This is a genomic window from Collinsella sp. AF28-5AC (genome assembly GCF_003457875.1).
Classification (GTDB): Bacteria; Actinomycetota; Coriobacteriia; order Coriobacteriales; family Coriobacteriaceae; genus Collinsella.
Window position 1 is genome coordinate 164,283 of the sequence record NZ_QRTA01000001.1, and the last position, 17,496, is coordinate 181,778.

The window sequence follows — 17,496 nt, forward strand, 5'->3', positions numbered from 1 at the left end:
TTAAAGGCGCTCCAGCTCGTGTTGACAGCGTAAAATACGCATGTTTGACTATGACAAAAGTGGATTTTAGGGGAGGGGTGCGCCATGGAAGTGCTGGTTGTTGGCAACACCGCATATGTTGACGATGACTTTTGTGCCAAGGCGTTCCCCGGGGACCATGTGCAGGTTGTAGCCGCGCAGGACACGCGCCGCGACGAGTCGTCGCCCCATGCCTCGTGGAAAGAGCTGCTCCAGCACTTGGAGCAGGCCTATGAGTTCGACCGCGTGGTCTACCTTTCTAATTACCTTACCCCGCATATCGATAGCGTGGGCGATATCGAGCTGCTGCGTTCGGTCTTTCGCGCGTGCATGGGTCGCCGGATCCAGCTGTTGTATATAGCAGGGCCCGCAGGTGCCGAGGGTGCCGCCGATGCCGCGGGGCGAACGGGCAAGGGCATTATCGCGCGCGCAGCCAACGACCTGTGCCGCTACTACGCTGCTCGCGAGGGCGTTCAGACCAAGATCCTGCGCGTGCCCTTCCTGTATACCGCGTCTGCCGCGCTGGAGGACCCGTTTTTGGTGCCGCTGTTCGACGCGTGCTCAACCGGATCGGTCGCTCTACAGGGCGCGGAGGATGCGGCGTTTCCTCTGCTGTGTGCCGAGGAGCTTGCGGTGCTGGTGCGCCGTATCTTCGACAGCTGGGATGGTAACTTTGAGACGCTCGACGTTGCCGATGCCTTCCATCACACGGCGGGTGAAGTGGGCGAGGCTCTTCAGGCGCTGTTCCCAGGGCTTTCAGCTGCCTATGGCGATTCTGCTGGTTACGTCCTGCCCGTCAGCGACGTCGCTCGCGTGCGCTATGGCTGGTTTCAGCGCTACGACTTGCTGCGCGATCTTTCGACCATTCAAGCGCGTTGGGATGCTGGCCGCGCAAAGAAGGTCAACCCCTTGCGCGCGGCCATCGACCGCATTCAAATGCGCACGCTGCCTGTCAAATGCCTGGAGACGGCAGCCGCCTGGGTGCTCTTTGAAGTGCTGGAGCGCTTGTTCTCCCAATCGACCCAGCTCAACGTGCTCGATTATCGCCTGCTCTACGTGGTGCTGATCGGCACGCTGTATGGCTTGGACTTTGGCCTGGTTGCGGCGCTGCTGGCGTCGGTGGGTTTGGCTGCGAGTTACTTTACTCTGTACGGCTATACCTTCCAGGGCCTGTTCTACGAGCCGTCCAACTGGCTGCCGTTTATTGCGTACTTTGTTGTGGGTGCCGTGTGCGGCTATGTGCAGCTGCGCAACAGCGAAGCCATTAGGGCGGAGCGCGATCAAAACGAGCTCGTGCGCAACCGCAATACGTTCCTTACGCAGCTCTATCACGACGCGATCGAGGACAAGCGTGCGTACAGGCGCCAGATCGTGGGTCGCCACGACAGCTTTGGCAAGATCTTTGCCGTGACGCAGGAGCTCGACGTGCTCAACCCTCGCGACATCTATCGCAAGTGCTGCGAGCTTCTGGGCGAGATCCTCGAGAACGATTCGGTGGCGATCTACCATGTTTCGGGCGGGGCATTTGCACGCCTGGTGGCGGCAAGTCCCGCGATTGCCGAAGATGCCGCACGTTCGCTCACGCTTGAGCAGCTTGCACCTCTTTTGAGCGACGGGGGTCGTTCGAACCTGTGGGTGAACCGCGAACTGATGCCGGGGCTTCCCATGTTTGGATATACGATCGAGCGCGATGGGGCACCCGCCGTGTTGATCTTTGTGCGTCGCGCGGCCGAAAACCAAATGACCCTCTATTACCAAAACCTGTTCCGCATCTTGTGTGGCCTGGTCGAAAGCGCGCTGGGCCGTGCCTTTGACTATGAGGCGGTGGCACAGGATAAACGCTGCGTTGACGGCACTTGCGTGCTCAAGCAGGCTGCCTTTGGCCAAGAGCTCGCGGCCGAGCAGGCGCTGGCAGATGGCAAGATGGGGAGTTTTTTGCTCCTGCGCGTGGTACCAGGCATGGAGCCTATCGGCGAGCTGGTGGGCGCGATTGGGTCGGCGATCCGCGAGAGCGATGCGGCGGGCCTGATCGACGGCGACGTGCTCTACCTGCTTATGCGCCAGGCAAAGGCATGCGATCTGCCCATTATCCGCGAGCGCCTGAGCGAAAAGCAGATTGAGGTGGAGCCCGTCGACGGCGAGGATATCGTGGCGCTGTTGCAGCACATCTCTTACACCGGTGACGGTGAGGGGGGTGCCGCTTGATCTCGCTTGTCGTTGCTGCCGTCTTGCTGCTGATTCATGCGCTGGTTTGCCTGGTGCTGTGGACGCTCATGAAGTTGGGCCTGCTGCCGGTGCGCGGGCACATGCTGCCTGTGATAGTGCTGGTGCCGCTGTGGGGCCCGTTGCTGGTGGTTCTGCTATCGGTCTGCAGCGCGGTGTTTGGCGAGGGACTGAATGAGTCTGCGCTGGAGTCGCTGCGCTTCAACGACGACCTGCATCGCAGCATCTTAGTGCACGAACGTGATGCCGATGCAGGCGTGATCCCGCTCGAGGAGGCGCTCATCGTCAACGACCCGGCAGACCGGCGCCGCCTAATGCTCTCCATGCTCACCGAGGAGCCCGACGCGTACCTGGCGCAGCTGCAGGCGGCTAAGCTTAACGACGACGTTGAGGTGGCTCACTATGCCGCGACGGCGGTGGCGCAGATCTCCAAGGAGTCCGACCTTAAACTGCAGCAGCTGGAGCGTGCCTTTAAGACGGACCCGAGCGCGCAAAACCTCAACGAATACTGCGATTTTCTTGGTGAATACTTGGGCTCGGGCTTGGCTGAGGGGCGCGTGGCTCAGATTCAACGCCAACAGTACGCGCGCTTGCTTGCGCGTCGCTGCGAGCGCGAGGACACCCTTGAGCTTCGCATTCGATACGCGACGGCGCTGGCCGATGTCGGACAGATCGACGAGGCGCAGGCCGTGACCGACCAGCTGGTGCTCGACGTGCCCGAGGAGCAGGAGGTTTGGATGCTTTGCCTGCGCCTGGCGGTGATGCGCCGCGACGGTGACGAGGTCCACCGCGTGATCGATGCGATTGACAAACAGCATGTATACTTGAGCGCCGCCAACCGCGAGGAACTGGCGTTTTGGCGCAACGGAGAGGAGGCCCGATGAGCGTGGTGCAGCATATCCGCGACCGTGCGGGCCATTTTCGCTGGATGGGGCTGCTTGTGGTGTGGGCGGTCTTTATTGCCATGGCGGCCGTGCTGCTGGTGGAGCGCGCCGGCGTGCAGTACAGTGCGGGCCAGCATAAGCTGGGGATGCTTGCCGCCAACGATGCGGTGCCGGCTTCCTCCGCAATATTTGGCCAAAAGCCCACGTGCCTGGTCATTACCGATTCCGACCAAGCTGGCGTCGAGGACGTAAAGGAGCAGTTTGACCAGATCCTGCTCGACATGAAGATCGCGCACCGCGACGTGGACCTTGCCCTGGACGGCGTGGATGCCATTCCCTCGCTGACCTCCTTCGATCGCGTGATTTTGCTCATGCCGTCGCTCGATGGGCTCGGTACGCACCTGAGTGACATTATGAGTTGGGTGAGTGCCGGTGGTTCGCTTATGCTCGCCATGCCTCCGGATAACTCGAGCTATCTGCAAGTAATTGCCCCCAAGCTTGGCATTGAATCGGCCGGATATGACTATGTAAAAGCCGAAAGCATTGTGCCGAGCGAGGACTTTATGCTGGGCGGGGGAGAGCGCTACGAGCTCTCGGACCCCTTCGATTCGTCGCTTTCGGTTTCGCTGCGCGAGACGGCTCGTGTGTGGGCTAAGACCGGCGATGCGGGCGCCCCGCTCATTTGGTCGAATGACTGCGGTAGCGGGCGCACCGTGGTATGCAATATCGGTATCTATGACAAGGTTATGCGCGGTTTTTACGCCGCGGCGATCAGCCTGCTGGGCGATGCCACGGCCTATCCGGTCATCAACAGTGCCGTTTTCTACCTAGACGACTTTCCCAGCCCCGTGCCCTCGGGCGATGGCACCTACATCAAGCGCGACTACGGGCTTTCCATTGCCGATTTTTACACCAAGGTTTGGTGGCCCGATCTGCAAAAGCTCGCGCAAAAATATGGCATTCGCTTTACCGGCGTGATGATCGAAAACTACGAGGACGCGGTCAACCAGACCGAGCCCGCGCGCCAGGCCGATACCACGCAGTTCCGCTACTTTGGCGGCATGCTGCTGCAGATGGGCGGAGAGCTGGGCTTTCACGGCTACAACCATCAGCCTCTGGCGCTCTGGGATACCGACTATGGCAAGCTGTACGACTACAAGACGTGGAAGAACGAGGAAACGCTCGTCGCGTCGCTCAACGAGCTCATCGCCTTTCAGGACGAGGTGCTGCCCAACGCGCACGGCTCGGTCTATGTGCCACCGTCGAATATCCTTTCGGCCCGTGCGCGCAAGCTTATTGGCACCGACGTTCCGCGCATTAAGACCATCGCCAGTACGTATTTTGAGGATGGCACCGTCTTGCCCTATGTGCAGGAGTTTGGCGTGGCGAGCGATGGCATTGTGGAGCAGCCACGTATTGTCTCGGGCGGCATGGTCAACGATTCCTATATGCGTCTGGCAGCCGTGTCCGAGCTCAACATGCACTACGTGAGTACGCACTTTATGCACCCGGATGATCTGCTCGATCCCGATCGCGGCGCCAAGGAGGGCTGGGAGGTCTACAAGGGCGGTCTGACCAACTACCTGGAGTGGCTTACCAAGTCTGCGCCCGACCTGCGGCGCCAGACCGGTTCGGAATGCTCGGGCGCCATCCAGCGCTTTTCGTCCGTGACGGTGAGCGTGGATACAAGTGCGGATGCCTGGACGCTCAGCCTGGGCAATTTCCACGACGAGGCGTGGCTCGTGTTCCGCGCCAACAACGGTGAGCCCGGTGCAGTCACGGGTGGCGAGATTACGCATCTGACGGGCGACCTGTACCTGGTCAAAGCCACGGACAAGACGGTGACCATTGCACGCAAGGAGGGTGGCGACAAATGAGAATCTGCTTGGTACTCGAGGGTTGCTACCCCTATGTGCACGGCGGCGTGTCCACCTGGATGCACGGCTACATACAGGCCATGCCCGAGCACGAGTTTGTGCTGTGGGTGATTGGCGCGCATGCTGTCGACCGCGGCAAGTTTGTCTACGAGCTGCCCGGCAACGTGGTCGAGGTGCACGAGGTGTTTCTGGACGACGCCCTGCGCCTATCGGGCGAGCAAGAAGAGGCCGACTTTAACGCCCGCGAGCGCGAGGCGCTGCGCCGCCTGGTGTCGCTCTCCAATCCGGACTGGGACGTGCTATTCGATATCTTCCAGCGCCGTCGCGTGCATCCGCTCTCGTTTTTGCAGAGTCGCGCCTTTATGGATATCTTTCGCGACGTGTGCCTGGCCGAGTACCCATACACGCCCTTTGCCGATGCATTCCACACCATGCGCTCCATGCTGCTGCCCGTGCTCTACCTTCTGGGCAGCGAGGTGCCGGTGGCCGATGTGTACCACGCCATCTCGACCGGCTACGGTGGCCTGCTCGCCTGCCTGGGCTCAAGCGTTCACCATGCGCCGGTGCTGCTGACCGAGCATGGCATCTATACTCGCGAACGCGAGGAAGAGATCATTCGCGCTGACTGGGTGGTGCCGTCGTTTAAGGACCGCTGGATCCGCTTTTTCTACCTGCTTTCGGAGGAGATCTACCGTCGCGCCTTCCGCGTGACCAGTTTGTTCCATAACGCCCGTAAGACGCAGATCGACATGGGCTGCGATGCGGACAAGTGCCTGGTCATCCCCAACGGCATCCAGTTCGATCGCTTTAAGGACATTCCCTTAAAGCCCGATGACGGCTGGGTGGACATTGGCGCGGTGGTGCGCCTGGCGCCCATCAAGGACGTCAAGACCATGATCTATGCCTTCTTTGAGCTGCACGAGCGCCTGCCCCGCGTGCGCCTGCACATCATGGGTGGCGTGGATGACGAGGAGTACGGCGCCGAGTGTCACGCGCTGGTCGATACCCTGGGCGTGCGCGACTTGATCTTTACCGGCCGCGTCAACGTGGTTGAGTACATGGAAAAGCTTGACTTTACCATTTTGACGAGCATCTCCGAGGGCCAGCCGCTCAGCGTGCTGGAGTCGCTTGCAGCGCGCCGTCCCTGCGTGACGACCGAGGTGGGCTGCTGCCGCGAGCTGCTCGAAGGCGCCCCGGGCGACGACTTTGGCGTGGCGGGTTTTGTGACGCCGCCTATGTATCGCAAGGGCTTGGCTGATGCCATGGAGCGCATGTGCGTGAGCCGGGCCCGTCGTATTGAGATGGGGGAGCGTGGCCAGCGTCGCGTTGCCACGTACTTTTTGCACGAGCAGATGCTCGCCAACTATCGCGCGCTGTACGACGAGACGGCGCAAGCGTTTGACCTGCCCAGAGAGGGGGAGTAGCCGGTGGCCGGAATCGGTTTTGAGCTCAAACGCCTGTTTAGGCGCAAGGGTCTGTTTGCCACGATGCGCGCCTATGGCTACGCTGGCATTGTGTGCACGGGCCCCATGCTGCTGGGCGTGCTGCTCCAGGTGGGTATCTTGGTGCTGTGCGGTCTGTGGGGTGTGGGCCGCGCCAACCAGGATCTGCTGGTGTGCATGGTGACCTATACGCTGCTGGCATCGCTCACGCTCACAAGCTTTTTCTCCATGCCGGTCACGCGCTTTTTGGCCGACATGCTCTTTGCCGAGCGCGAGGATGAGATCCTGCCTTCGTTTTGGGGGTCTAATGCCATCATGCTCGTTGCGGGCACGGTGCTCTACGGCGTCTTTTTGCTGTTCTCGGGCGCCACGCTGCTGCAGGGGCTGCTGTGCCTGTGGCTGTTCAACATTATGATCGTCAACTGGAATGGCATGAGCTACCTCACGGCCATCAAAGATTACCGCGGTATCCTGTGCAGCTTTGCGGCTGCCATTGGTGTGGCGTGCCTGTGCGCCCTGGCCGCGCTGGCACTGGGGCTGCCGCCGGTCGAGGGCCTGTTGGCGTCAATCGCCCTAGGCTACGGCGTCATTCTCGCCTGGGATGTGGTACTGCTGTACCGGTATTTTCCGCAGAACGACCGCAGCCCCTGGCTCTTTTTGCGCTGGCTCGATCAGTTTATGCCGCTGGCGCTCACGGGCCTGTTTACCAACCTGGGGCTCTTTGCGCACCTGGTGATTATTTGGGCAGGGCCCATTGGCGTGTGGGTCAAAGGCCTGTTTTACGGCGCGCCCTATCATGATGTGCCGGCGTTGCTTGCGTTTTTGACCATTCTGGTCACGACCGTCAACTTTGTGGTGTCGGTCGAGGTCAATTTCTATCCGCGCTACCGTGACTACTACAGCCTGTTTAACGACGGCGGCGTGGTGGGCGATATTGTGGTGGCCGAGGAGGAGATGCTCTCCACGCTCAACAGCGAACTGCGCTTTTGCGCGCTCAAGCAGCTGTTTGTGACCGCGGCGGTCATCTCGCTCGAGACCACAGTGCTCTCGGCCCTGCCGCTGGGCTTTAACAATCTTATGCACGGGTATTTTCGCACGTTATGCGTAGGCTACGGCCTGTATGCCGTGGGCAACACGATCCTGCTTATCTTGCTGTACTTTACCGACTACAAGGGAGCCGTTCTGGCCTCGGGCCTGTTTGCCGGTGTGGCAGGGCTGGCGACCGCCGTGTCGTTGCTTTTGCCGCAGCAGTTTTACGGCTTTGGCTTTTTGTTGGGTGCGGTGGTGTTTTTTATCGTGGCGCTGCTGCGGCTCGATACCTATACCGCCAACTTACCGTATCGTATCCTGAGTCAGCAGCCCATTGTGGCGACCGACAAAACGGGTCGTTTTACACAGCTGGGCCGCTTGCTCGACCGTGCCGAGCAGCGCTATGAGGAGTGCCGCTGCAAGGGCGTGCCGCACGGCGCGTTTCAGCGCGCAGTAGTTCGCGTGTATCGCAACCATTGGGGAGGTTCTGATGATCGATAAGTTGATGTCTCGCCGCTGTCTGATCGAGGCGGCTGCCGGCGCGCTGCTGCTTTCGGGCTGCTCATCTCAGGACGAATCCTCGACAAATAAGGTAAAAAAGCAGGACAAGATTAAAAAGGCCGAGGCCTCCGACCAGTCCAAGCATCTGCGCGATAAGGACGAGCTGTACGAGGTCTATGATGACTCGGGCATTGTGACCATGTATCTGACGGTCTCTCGCGGCAACAGCTCCGAGAACACGGACCATAGCTGGGCCGAGATCAACACGTACTCGGTGTATGACTATGCCGACATGGGCGTGACGCGCTATCAGGTTATGGGCCTGCTGCAGGCGGGCGACGAAGACGGCCCGGTGGCCGGCGAGGTTGGCTATGGCGAGGAAGCGCCCAATGCCACCGTGCAGGTGCGCGGCCAGACATCGAGCTCCTACACGCAAAAGAATTACAAGGTGGAGCTCAAAAAGGGCAAGGGCACCTGGCGCCAACAGCGCGCGATTGCGCTCAACAAGCACATGGGCGAGGGTATGCGTTTTCGCAACAAGATGGCCTACGACCTTATCCGCGGGATTCCCCAGATGATGGGCCTGCGTACGCAGTTTGTGCATCTGTGGGTGTGCGACCAGACCGAAAAGTCCAACGATACCTTTGAGGACTACGGCCTGTTTACGCAGGTGGAGCAGCTCAACAAGACGGCGCTTAAGGCACATGGCCTGGATAAGAGCGGGTACCTGTACAAGGTGAACAGCTTTGATTTCCATCGCTACGAGGACACCATTAAGCTTGCCGACGATCCCGACTACAACCAGGCAAACTTCGAGGGCATGCTCGAGATTAAGGGCGATTCGGACCACACCAAGCTCATCGAGATGCTCGATGCGCTCAACGACGAATCGCAAAAGATCGATAACGTGCTCGACACCTACTTTGATACCGAGAATCTGGTCTATTGGCTGGCGTTTCAGATCCTGACGGGCAACTGCGATACGCAGAACCGTAACTGCTATCTGTACAGCCCGCTTAACTCCAAGGTCTGGTATATCCTGGATTGGGATAACGACGGCATGCTGCGTAAGCTGGAGCTTTCTCTTACCGGGTTCTCGGACTATGCGAGCTGGGAGCGCGGCGTAAGCAACTACTGGGGCAACGTGCTATTCAATCGTGCGCTGCGCAGTAAGGCGTTTCGCAGTGAGCTCGACCGCGCCGTAAAGGACCTGCGCTCGTATATGACCGAGGCGCGCCTGGCCAAGATGATCAAACATTATCGCGAGGTTACCGAATCGCTGGTCTTTGCTTCGCCCGATACCGACAATCTGCCTGTCACCAAGGACCAATACGAGCAGATCGCCGCGGCGATTCCCTCCGAGATCGAGGAGAACTATAAGAGCTACTGCGAGAGCTATAAAAAGCCCATGCCGTTCTACATTGGCGTGCCGCAGATCGATAACGGTAAGCTGCGTATGAACTGGGATGCGTCCTACGACTTTAAAGCGCGTGACATTCGCTATACCGTGGAGCTGGCGCGCGACTATGCCATAAGCGACGTGCTTTTTAAGGCCGAGGACGTGCTACTTCCCGAGGTGACCTGTGATGCGCCCGATGCCGGCCAGTATTTTGTGCGCGTGCGCGCCACCAACTCCGACGGCTATACGCAAGATGCGTTTGACTACTATGTGACCGACGACGGCAAGCACTACGGCATGAAGTGTTTTTACGTGCAGGACGGCGGTAAGGTCGTGGAGGATACGTATGAGGAGGGCTAGCGCGCTGCTTGAGCGCTTGGCAGCTCCGCCTGTGCGTGCCACGCAGGAGCGTTACCGCCACGAGCTCAAATATCTCATTAACGAGGGCGAGCACGCCGCGCTTGCCTGTCGCATGGCGCCTGTGTTTAAGCTGGACAAGCATGCGCAGGCGGGCGGTTATACCATTCGCAGCCTGTACTTTGACGACTACTGCAACTCGGCCTACGAGGAAAAAGACGCCGGTATTCTCATGCGCAAAAAGTATCGCGTGCGCATCTATAACGGCAGCGACAAGGTGATTAAGCTCGAGCGCAAAAAGAAGTACGGCAGCTGGATCTACAAGGAGGACGCGCCGCTCACGCGTGACGAGTTCGAGCAGATTCTGGCTGGCGACTACGACTTTTTGCTGAGGAGCCCCTATCCGCTCTGTCGCGAGTTCTACATCGAGTGCATCTGTAATATGATGCGCCCGCGGACCATCGTGGACTACGAGCGCGAGCCGTGGGTGATGGACGAGGGCACCGTGCGCATTACCTTTGATAGCAACGTGCGTGCGGCGGTGGGGAGCTTTGACATCTTTGACGCGACGTTGCCCGCGTTGCCCGTGCTGGAGCCCGGCAAGCTGGTGATGGAGGTCAAGTTTACCGAGTTTTGCCCGCAGCTGGTGCGCGATATGGTGCCGCCGGGTGCGGCCGAACTCACGGCGGTCTCTAAGTACTGCCTGTGTTATGACAAGACCGCCTACCTGCGCGGTTTTAACTACTGGGAATCGGATTTTGGGAACCGAGGGGATATTTAGACCATGAGCACCAGGGACTTTTTTAAGAACTCCGTCTTGGAGGCGTTTGGCCAGGTCGACCCTGCCAAGATCGGCCTTTCGCTGCTCGTGGCGCTCGCCATGGGCATCCTGATCTACTACGTGTACAAGCGCTTTTTTACTGGCGTGGTCTATTCGCGCAGTTTTGCCGTGACGCTCGTGGGCATGTGCGTGCTCACCTGCATGGTCACGCTCGCGATCTCGACAAACGTGGTCATCTCGCTTGGTATGGTCGGTGCTCTGTCTATCGTCCGCTACCGTACGGCGGTCAAGGACCCGCTCGACCTGCTGTATCTGTTTTGGTCCATTACCACGGGCATTACGGCGGGAGCCGGTATGTATGCGCTCGTGGGGCTCACGGCGGTGGTGATCGTGGTGATGATTGCCGGCTTTGCGAGCCATCAGGACAAGGCGCGCGTGTACATGATGGTCATTCACTACACGGGGCAGACCACCGGCGATGATATCGTGCGTGCATTTGGGCGCACCAAGTTCACCGTCAAATCCAAGACGATGCGCGGTGACAAGGTCGAAATGGCCGTCGAGGTGTTCTCGGACGGTGTGGATATGCCCTATGCCGACGCCATCCGCGCACTCGATGGCGTGGAAGATCTAACGCTCATCCAATACAACGGCGAATATCACGGCTAGTTTGGTTCAGTTTTATTTAAGGGGCGGTGTCGCTTGGACGTGCGGCAGCTTGAAGAGACCTGGGCCGTGAGGGCCGGCGCACGTGAAACGTGTCTTGTTGCGGCCTCGCATGTGCCGGCGGCGCTGTCGATGCTGGGGATTGTGCAGCCCGGCGATCGCTTGGTGGCCTTTGCGGACGACTTTGCCGATGCATTTGCCTGCGGCTTTGATGGCTGCGATGTTGCGCTGGTGGGGGAGCCCGCGGCTGCGGCGTTTGCTGCTGCGTCCGAAGGCTTTGATGCTTCGTTTGATGCCGAGGGGCCGCACCTGTGGTGGTTCGTCAACTCCATCGGCGGGTTTGGTCTGCGTGTGCCCGACCTTCGCGCTCTGGGCCGCGCCGCTCGTGAGCCGCATGCGCTGCTCGTGGTTGATAACACTGTGTCAGGCGTCTTTGGGTGCAACCCGCTGCGTCTGGGCGCCGTGCTTTCGCTCGAGGCGCTCGACCGTGTGTGTGCCGGCGTTGCGCCGCGCAAACTCGTCGCCGCTTCGGTGGCGCGCTCGCAGCTTAAGCGCCATCGCGTGGATGCCGCCGCCGAGTGTGCGTATGCGCTTCTTGCGGATTGCGGTGCGTCTGCACTCGACCTTTCTGTTAATGAGGCTTGCATGCTGGAGCGGGGGCTGTCTTCGCTCGACGCTCGCATGCAGGCCCACTTCGACCGCGCCCGTGCGCTGGCCGAGTATCTGGCCGCCAACGAGATGGTACGCAACGTGCGCTATCCCGGGCTGACCTCGCATCCCGACCATGCCATCGCGACCGGCATCCTGGAGCACGGTTTTGGCCCGGCAGTAGAGTTTGACCTGATGGACTGCATCGCGGGTGAATTTTTTAGCATACTGCCGGACGAATTCCGCACATCACCCGCCGGCGGCTCAACAACGCGCCTTTCGGCCCCGCGCGGTAAGCAGGGGAGCGCCATCCGCCTCTTCGCCGGTACAGACGACCCTCTGCAGGTGGCTGCCACTCTCGATAACGCCCTTAGCAAGTAGCTAATCGGGGTCTGTGTCACGAAAACGGCCTATTTACTACGTTTAAGCAATAGGGGTCGACCGCACCCGCCTATTTTGAAAATTACCAAGCTGTTTACCAGCGGTTTTATTTTCATAATGTCCGGTATGGTCGTGGGTATTCAACTAAACGTAGTAGATGGGCCCGTTTTGTGGCGCGAGCCTCGACCCGAGGGCGCTGTGGGCTAAAAACGGCCTAAAAGGACTACTCTGCATTGATGCTGGCGATGAGGTCGTTGGCCTTTGCGGCAATTACTTGGTTGATGTCGGCCTGCAGCTCCTCGTAGACCGCTATGGCTCGCTCGCCGGCGGGGGTGAGCGATGATCCGCGGGCGCCGTCGCGCTCGATGAGCTTGCAGCCCAGCTGTCCTTCCGCCTCGTTCACAATGCGCCAGGCTTTGGAATACGCCATGCCCATGCTCTTGGCGGCGCGGTTGAGCGAGTGCTCGCGGGCGATGCCCTGCAGCAGCAAGACACAGCCATGGCCGAACACGCCCGGCAGGTCTTTGTCGCACGCTTGAATGACCAGCTTTGCCGTCGTCTTGTACTCCATGTGCTCCACGTCTCCCCACTAAAGTGTTTGCTGGGTAAACGCAAAGCCTGCGTCAAACCCTCGTGTGCTCTTCTTAAATCATGCATTGTAGCAGTCAAAGTGCGTTAAGATACTTCCCCAGTATTGGGCGCCCAAGGTTGGGCTGGGTCCTACGAGGCCTGCAGCCGACCGGTCGCATGGAAAAAGGAGAAACATGGCTACGTTCTTTCCCGGTGAGTCCCACACGTTTTCGGAGTATCTGCTGGTCCCTGGCTACTCGTCCTCGCAGTGCATCCCCAACAACGTCTCTCTTAAGACGCCGCTAACCCGCTTTAAGCGCGGTGAGAAGCCGGCAATCACCCTGAACATCCCCATGGTTTCCGCCATCATGCAGTCCGTCTCGGGCGTCGACATGGGTGTCGCGCTCGCTACCGAGGGTGGCCTGTCCTTCATTTACGGTTCTCAGACCCCTGAGTCCGAGGCTGCTATGGTTAAGGCCGTTAAGGATCACAAGGCTGGTTTCGTTCAGTCCGATTCCACGCTGACCCCCGACATGACCATGGAGCAGGTCATCGAGCTCAAGGAGAAGACCGGCCACTCCACCATGCCGGTCACCGACGATGGCACTCCCAAGGGCAAGCTCCTGGGCATCGTCACCAGCCGTGACTATCGCCCCAGCCGCGATGACCACCAGAAGAAGGTCTCCGAGTTCATGACCCCGCGTGAGCAGCTTATCGTGGGCGACAAGAACATCAGCCTCAAGGTTGCCAACGACGTCATCTGGGACAACAAGCTCAACGCTCTGCCTATCGTCGACGACAACGATCACCTTATGGGCATCGTCTTCCGCAAGGACTACGACAGCCACAAGACCAACCCCAACGAGCTGCTCGATAACGACAAGCGCTATATGGTCGGCGCCGGTATCAACACCCGCGACTATGCCGAGCGCGTGCCGCTGCTCATCGAGGCTGGCGCCGATGTCCTGTGCATCGACTCCTCCGAGGGCTTCAGTGAGTGGCAGAAGCGCACCATCGAGTGGATTCGCGCCAACTACGGCGAGGACGTCAAGGTCGGTGCCGGTAACGTCGTCGACGCCGAGGGCTTCCGCTTCTTGGCCGACTGCGGTGCCGACTTCATCAAGGTCGGTATCGGCGGCGGTTCCATCTGCATCACTCGCGAGACCAAGGGTATCGGTCGTGGCCAGGCCACCGCGCTGATCGACGTCTGCCGCGCCCGTGACGAGTACTACGAGGAGACCGGTGTTTACGTGCCCGTGTGCTCCGACGGCGGTATCGTATACGACTACCACATGACGCTCGCCCTTGCTATGGGTGCCGACTTTATGATGCTGGGTCGCTACTTCGCCCGCTTCGATGAGAGCCCGACCGAGCGCGTCAACGTCAACGGCCAGTACATGAAGGAGTACTGGGGCGAGGGTTCTGCGCGTGCTCGCAACTGGCAGCGCTACGACCTGGGCGGCGCGGCGAAGCTCAGCTTCGTCGAGGGCGTTGACTCCTACGTTCCCTATGCCGGTTCCCTCAAGGACGGCGTGGGCGGCACGCTCTACAAGGTCAAGTCCACGATGTGCAACTGCGGCGCCCTCTCGATCCCCGAGCTCCAGGAAAAGGCACGCCTGACCCTGGTCAGCTCCACCTCCATCGTCGAAGGCGGCGCCCACGACGTTGTGGTTAAGGACTCCCAGCAGTCCGTATCTTATCGATAAGCGGCTTTCCCAGGCACCGCACCTTGCCGTTCAAACCGTCGCTCGCGTACCAAAGTACGCCTCGCTCCTCTTTCACGGCAATCTGCGGCACTTGGAAAACCCGTTCGTTCTAGAACGGGTTGCACATAAAGGTTGAGTATCAACCACGTTATTTAGATAAAGCGAGATGCCTGCAAGTCGCAGACATCTCGCTTGTTGTATTTGCTATCATCAGTCAAGTTAACCTTAGGGTCGGGCGGCTTAGCTTTGTTCGCTACAAGTTCCGCACGCAAAGAAGAGCACTTAATGTGCTCTTCGTCTTGCGCAGGACTGTCCGCAGTAGCGAATAAAGCTAAGCCGACCGACCCCATTAAAGATTAAAGGAGCTGATATGTGCGATTGCACAGATCATAAGGATGAGATCCCTGCCTACGACGCGCAGGCCATTGAGTCCAAGTGGATGAAGGCCTGGGAGGACTCCAACCTTTTTGCCGTCGACACCGACGCCAGCAAGCCCAAGAAGTACGTGCTCGAGATGTTCCCGTATCCGTCGGGCGATCTGCACATGGGCCACGCGCGCAACTATACCATCGGCGATGCCATGGCCCGTCAGGCCCGCATGCGCGGCTACGATGTTCTGCACCCCATCGGCTTTGACGCCTTTGGCCTGCCTGCCGAGAACGCCGCCATCAAGCACAACACGCAGGCTGCCGCCTGGACGTATAAGAACATGGACCAGGCGCTCGCCACGATGAAGCGCATGGGCTTCTCCTACGATCTGGATCGCATGGTCAAGACCTGCAGCCCCGATTATTACCGTTGGGGTCAGTGGATCTTTGAGAAGTTGTGGGAAAAGGGCCTGGTCTACCGTAAGAAGAACCCGGTCAACTGGTGCCCCACCTGCAAGACCGTTCTGGCCAACGAGCAGGTCACCGAGGGCAAGTGCTGGCGCTGCGGCACCGAGCCCGAGAAGCGCGACCTTGAGCAGTGGTACTTCAAGATCACTGAGTACTCCCAGGAGCTGCTCGATGATCTGGAGAAGCTCCCCGGCTGGCCCGAGCGCGTCAAGCAGATGCAGGCCAACTGGATCGGTCGCTCCGAGGGCGCCGAGGTCGACTTTACCCTGTGCGACAAGGATGGCGAGCCCATCGAGGGCGACGAGGGCAAGATCACCGTCTTCACCACGCGTGCCGATACGCTCTTCGGTGTCTCCTTCTTTGTCCTGGCCCCCGAGTACGCTCGTCTGCACGAGCTCGTCGAGGGTACGGAGTACGAGGAGGCCGTGACCAAGATCGTCGAGGACTCCAAGCATATCTCCGCCGTCGAGCGTGCCCAGGGCACCCTCGAGAAGCACGGTGCCTTTACCGGCCGATACGTGGTGAACCCGGTCAACGGCGAGAAGGTCCCCGTGTGGGTTGCCGACTACGTCGTTGCCGACTACGGCACCGGCGCCGTCATGGCCGTTCCCTGCGGCGACCAGCGCGACTTTGAGTTCGCCCGCAAGTACGACCTGCCTATTGTGCCGATTATCCTGGACGATGACGACCGCGCTGCCGTCGAGGCCAGCGGCGAGACCATTGATACCTTCCATGCCGAGACCGTCGACTGGGATTGCGCCCATGCTGCCGAGGGCACGCTCGTTCAGTCCGGCAAGTACACCGGCATGCGTGGCGGCAAGCACTCCGAGGGCGAGGCTGCGATTGTGGCCGACCTTGAGGCCATGGGCTGCGGCCGTCGCAAGGTCGAGTTCCGTCTGCGCGACTGGCTCATCAGCCGCCAGCGCTATTGGGGCAACCCCATCCCGGCTATCCACTGCGAGCACTGCGGCATCGTGCCCGTGCCCGAGGATCAGCTGCCGGTAACGCTGCCCGAGAACCTGGACCTGGGCGCCGGCGAGACCCTCGCCGAGTGCAAGGAGTTCTACGAGACCACCTGCCCGGTCTGCGGCCGCCCGGCCAAGCGCGAGACCGATACCATGGACACCTTCACTTGCTCCAGCTGGTATTACCTGCGCTATACGGACCCGCACAACACCGAGCTGCCCTTCTCCCGCGAGGCTGCCGATCGTTGGATGCCTGTCGATAACTACATCGGCGGCATCGAGCACGCCATTCTGCACCTGCTCTACAGCCGCTTCTTTACCAAGGCACTGCGCGACCTGGGCCTGCTGAGTGTGGACGAGCCCTTCACCAACCTGCTGTGCCAGGGCATGGTCAAGGACGAGAACGGCGACACCATGTCCAAGTCCAAGGGCAACGTCGTGCCCCCGAGCTCGGTCATCGAGCCCTACGGCGCCGACACCATGCGTCTGGCGATCCTGTTTATCGCCCCGCCCGAGAAGGACTTCGACTGGGACCCCAAGGCCGTTGAGGGCGCCAACCGCTTCATCAAGCGCGCCTGGCGTATCGTTTGGCAGCTCGTCCAGTCCGGCGACGCCAACGTGGCCTTCGACAAGTCCGCGCTCGACGAGGTCGCGATGAAGCTCTATCGCGAGCGTCACCGCACCATCGCCAAGTGCACCGAGGACTTCGATCGCGGCCAGTTCAACACCGCCATCTCGGCCGTCATGGAGCTCGTCAACGCGGCGAGCGCCTACCTCAACGCCACCGAGGGTGCCGCCCGCGACAAGGCGCTGTGCTACGGCGTGGCTAAGGATATCGTGAGCGTCCTTGCCCCCATCTGCCCGTTCTGGGCCGATGAACTGTGGCACGAGGCCCTCGGCTGCGAGGGCAACGCCTACACCGCCGCCTGGCCCGAGTTCGACTTGGCCGAGTCCATCGAGGACACGGTGCAGATCGTCGTCCAGGTGCTCGGCAAGGTCCGTGGCCGCATCGACGTCGCCCGCGACGCCTCCAACGAGGAGATGCAGGCTGCCGCCGAGGCCGCCGTCGCCAAGTGGCTCGAGGGTAAGACGGTCGTCAAGGCCATCTGCGTGCCCGGCAAGCTGGTCAACCTGGTGGTCAAGTAAGCACTGCGCACTTAACTGACGCATAAAAGACGAGGGGCGATCCGGTTGGGTCGTCCCTCGTTTTGTG

12 protein-coding genes are annotated in these 17,496 nt (G+C 60.3%); 11 read left to right on the plus strand and 1 reads right to left on the minus strand.

The window, feature by feature from the left end:
* Positions 1 to 84 precede the first annotated feature (84 nt).
* The 9 genes from DWZ01_RS00730 to DWZ01_RS00770 are packed head-to-tail and all read left to right on the plus strand — an operon-like array spanning position 85 to position 12,206.
* Positions 85 to 2,223, plus strand: a complete 2,139-nt coding sequence (locus DWZ01_RS00730) for a DUF4118 domain-containing protein (protein ID WP_117847625.1) — start codon at positions 85 to 87, stop codon at positions 2,221 to 2,223.
* Positions 2,220 to 3,125, plus strand: a complete 906-nt coding sequence (locus DWZ01_RS00735) for a hypothetical protein (protein WP_117847627.1) — start codon at positions 2,220 to 2,222, stop codon at positions 3,123 to 3,125. The genes DWZ01_RS00730 and DWZ01_RS00735 overlap by 4 nt, the downstream gene beginning before the upstream one ends.
* On the plus strand, positions 3,122 to 5,002 hold the full coding sequence (locus DWZ01_RS00740) for a DUF2194 domain-containing protein (protein WP_117847629.1): 1,881 nt from the start codon (positions 3,122 to 3,124) through the stop codon (positions 5,000 to 5,002). The genes DWZ01_RS00735 and DWZ01_RS00740 overlap by 4 nt, the downstream gene beginning before the upstream one ends.
* Complete coding sequence (gene pelF / locus DWZ01_RS00745; RefSeq protein WP_117847631.1) at positions 4,999 to 6,426, plus strand: GT4 family glycosyltransferase PelF; 1,428 nt, start codon at positions 4,999 to 5,001, stop codon at positions 6,424 to 6,426. Before DWZ01_RS00740 ends, pelF begins: the two co-directional genes overlap by 4 nt.
* A 3-nt stretch (positions 6,427 to 6,429) precedes the next feature.
* Positions 6,430 to 7,974 (plus strand): exopolysaccharide Pel transporter PelG, encoded by a 1,545-nt coding sequence (pelG, locus tag DWZ01_RS00750; RefSeq protein ID WP_117847633.1) that lies wholly within the window; start codon positions 6,430 to 6,432, stop codon positions 7,972 to 7,974.
* Positions 7,964 to 9,733, plus strand: coding sequence for a CotH kinase family protein (locus tag DWZ01_RS00755; RefSeq protein WP_117847635.1), 1,770 nt, complete (start codon positions 7,964 to 7,966; stop codon positions 9,731 to 9,733). The genes pelG and DWZ01_RS00755 overlap by 11 nt, the downstream gene beginning before the upstream one ends.
* Entirely contained in the window at positions 9,720 to 10,511 is a 792-nt protein-coding gene (locus DWZ01_RS00760; protein ID WP_117847637.1) for a polyphosphate polymerase domain-containing protein, read from the plus strand. Before DWZ01_RS00755 ends, DWZ01_RS00760 begins: the two co-directional genes overlap by 14 nt.
* A gap of 3 nt (positions 10,512 to 10,514) precedes the next feature.
* The gene (locus DWZ01_RS00765; protein WP_117716032.1) at positions 10,515 to 11,180 is read left to right on the plus strand and encodes a DUF4956 domain-containing protein; all 666 of its coding nucleotides are present in this window, start codon (positions 10,515 to 10,517) and stop codon (positions 11,178 to 11,180) included.
* A gap of 39 nt (positions 11,181 to 11,219) precedes the next feature.
* Positions 11,220 to 12,206 (plus strand): PLP-dependent transferase, encoded by a 987-nt coding sequence (locus tag DWZ01_RS00770; protein WP_199412358.1) that lies wholly within the window; start codon positions 11,220 to 11,222, stop codon positions 12,204 to 12,206.
* Between the two features lie 223 nt (positions 12,207 to 12,429).
* Here DWZ01_RS00770 and DWZ01_RS00775 read toward each other — a convergent pair whose 3' ends face one another.
* Positions 12,430 to 12,777 (minus strand): winged helix-turn-helix domain-containing protein, encoded by a 348-nt coding sequence (locus DWZ01_RS00775; protein WP_117646599.1) that lies wholly within the window; start codon positions 12,775 to 12,777, stop codon positions 12,430 to 12,432.
* A 193-nt stretch (positions 12,778 to 12,970) separates the two neighbouring features.
* On the opposite strand from DWZ01_RS00775, the gene DWZ01_RS00780 reads away from it, so the two are divergent.
* Both DWZ01_RS00780 and leuS read left to right on the plus strand, forming a co-directional pair.
* Positions 12,971 to 14,482, plus strand: a complete 1,512-nt coding sequence (locus DWZ01_RS00780; protein ID WP_089571691.1) for an IMP dehydrogenase — start codon at positions 12,971 to 12,973, stop codon at positions 14,480 to 14,482.
* Positions 14,483 to 14,852: 370 nt separating this feature from the next.
* A complete protein-coding gene (gene leuS, locus DWZ01_RS00785; protein ID WP_117646598.1) occupies positions 14,853 to 17,429 on the plus strand; it encodes a leucine--tRNA ligase in 2,577 nt (858 codons plus the stop codon).
* Positions 17,430 to 17,496: the final 67 nt, after the last annotated feature.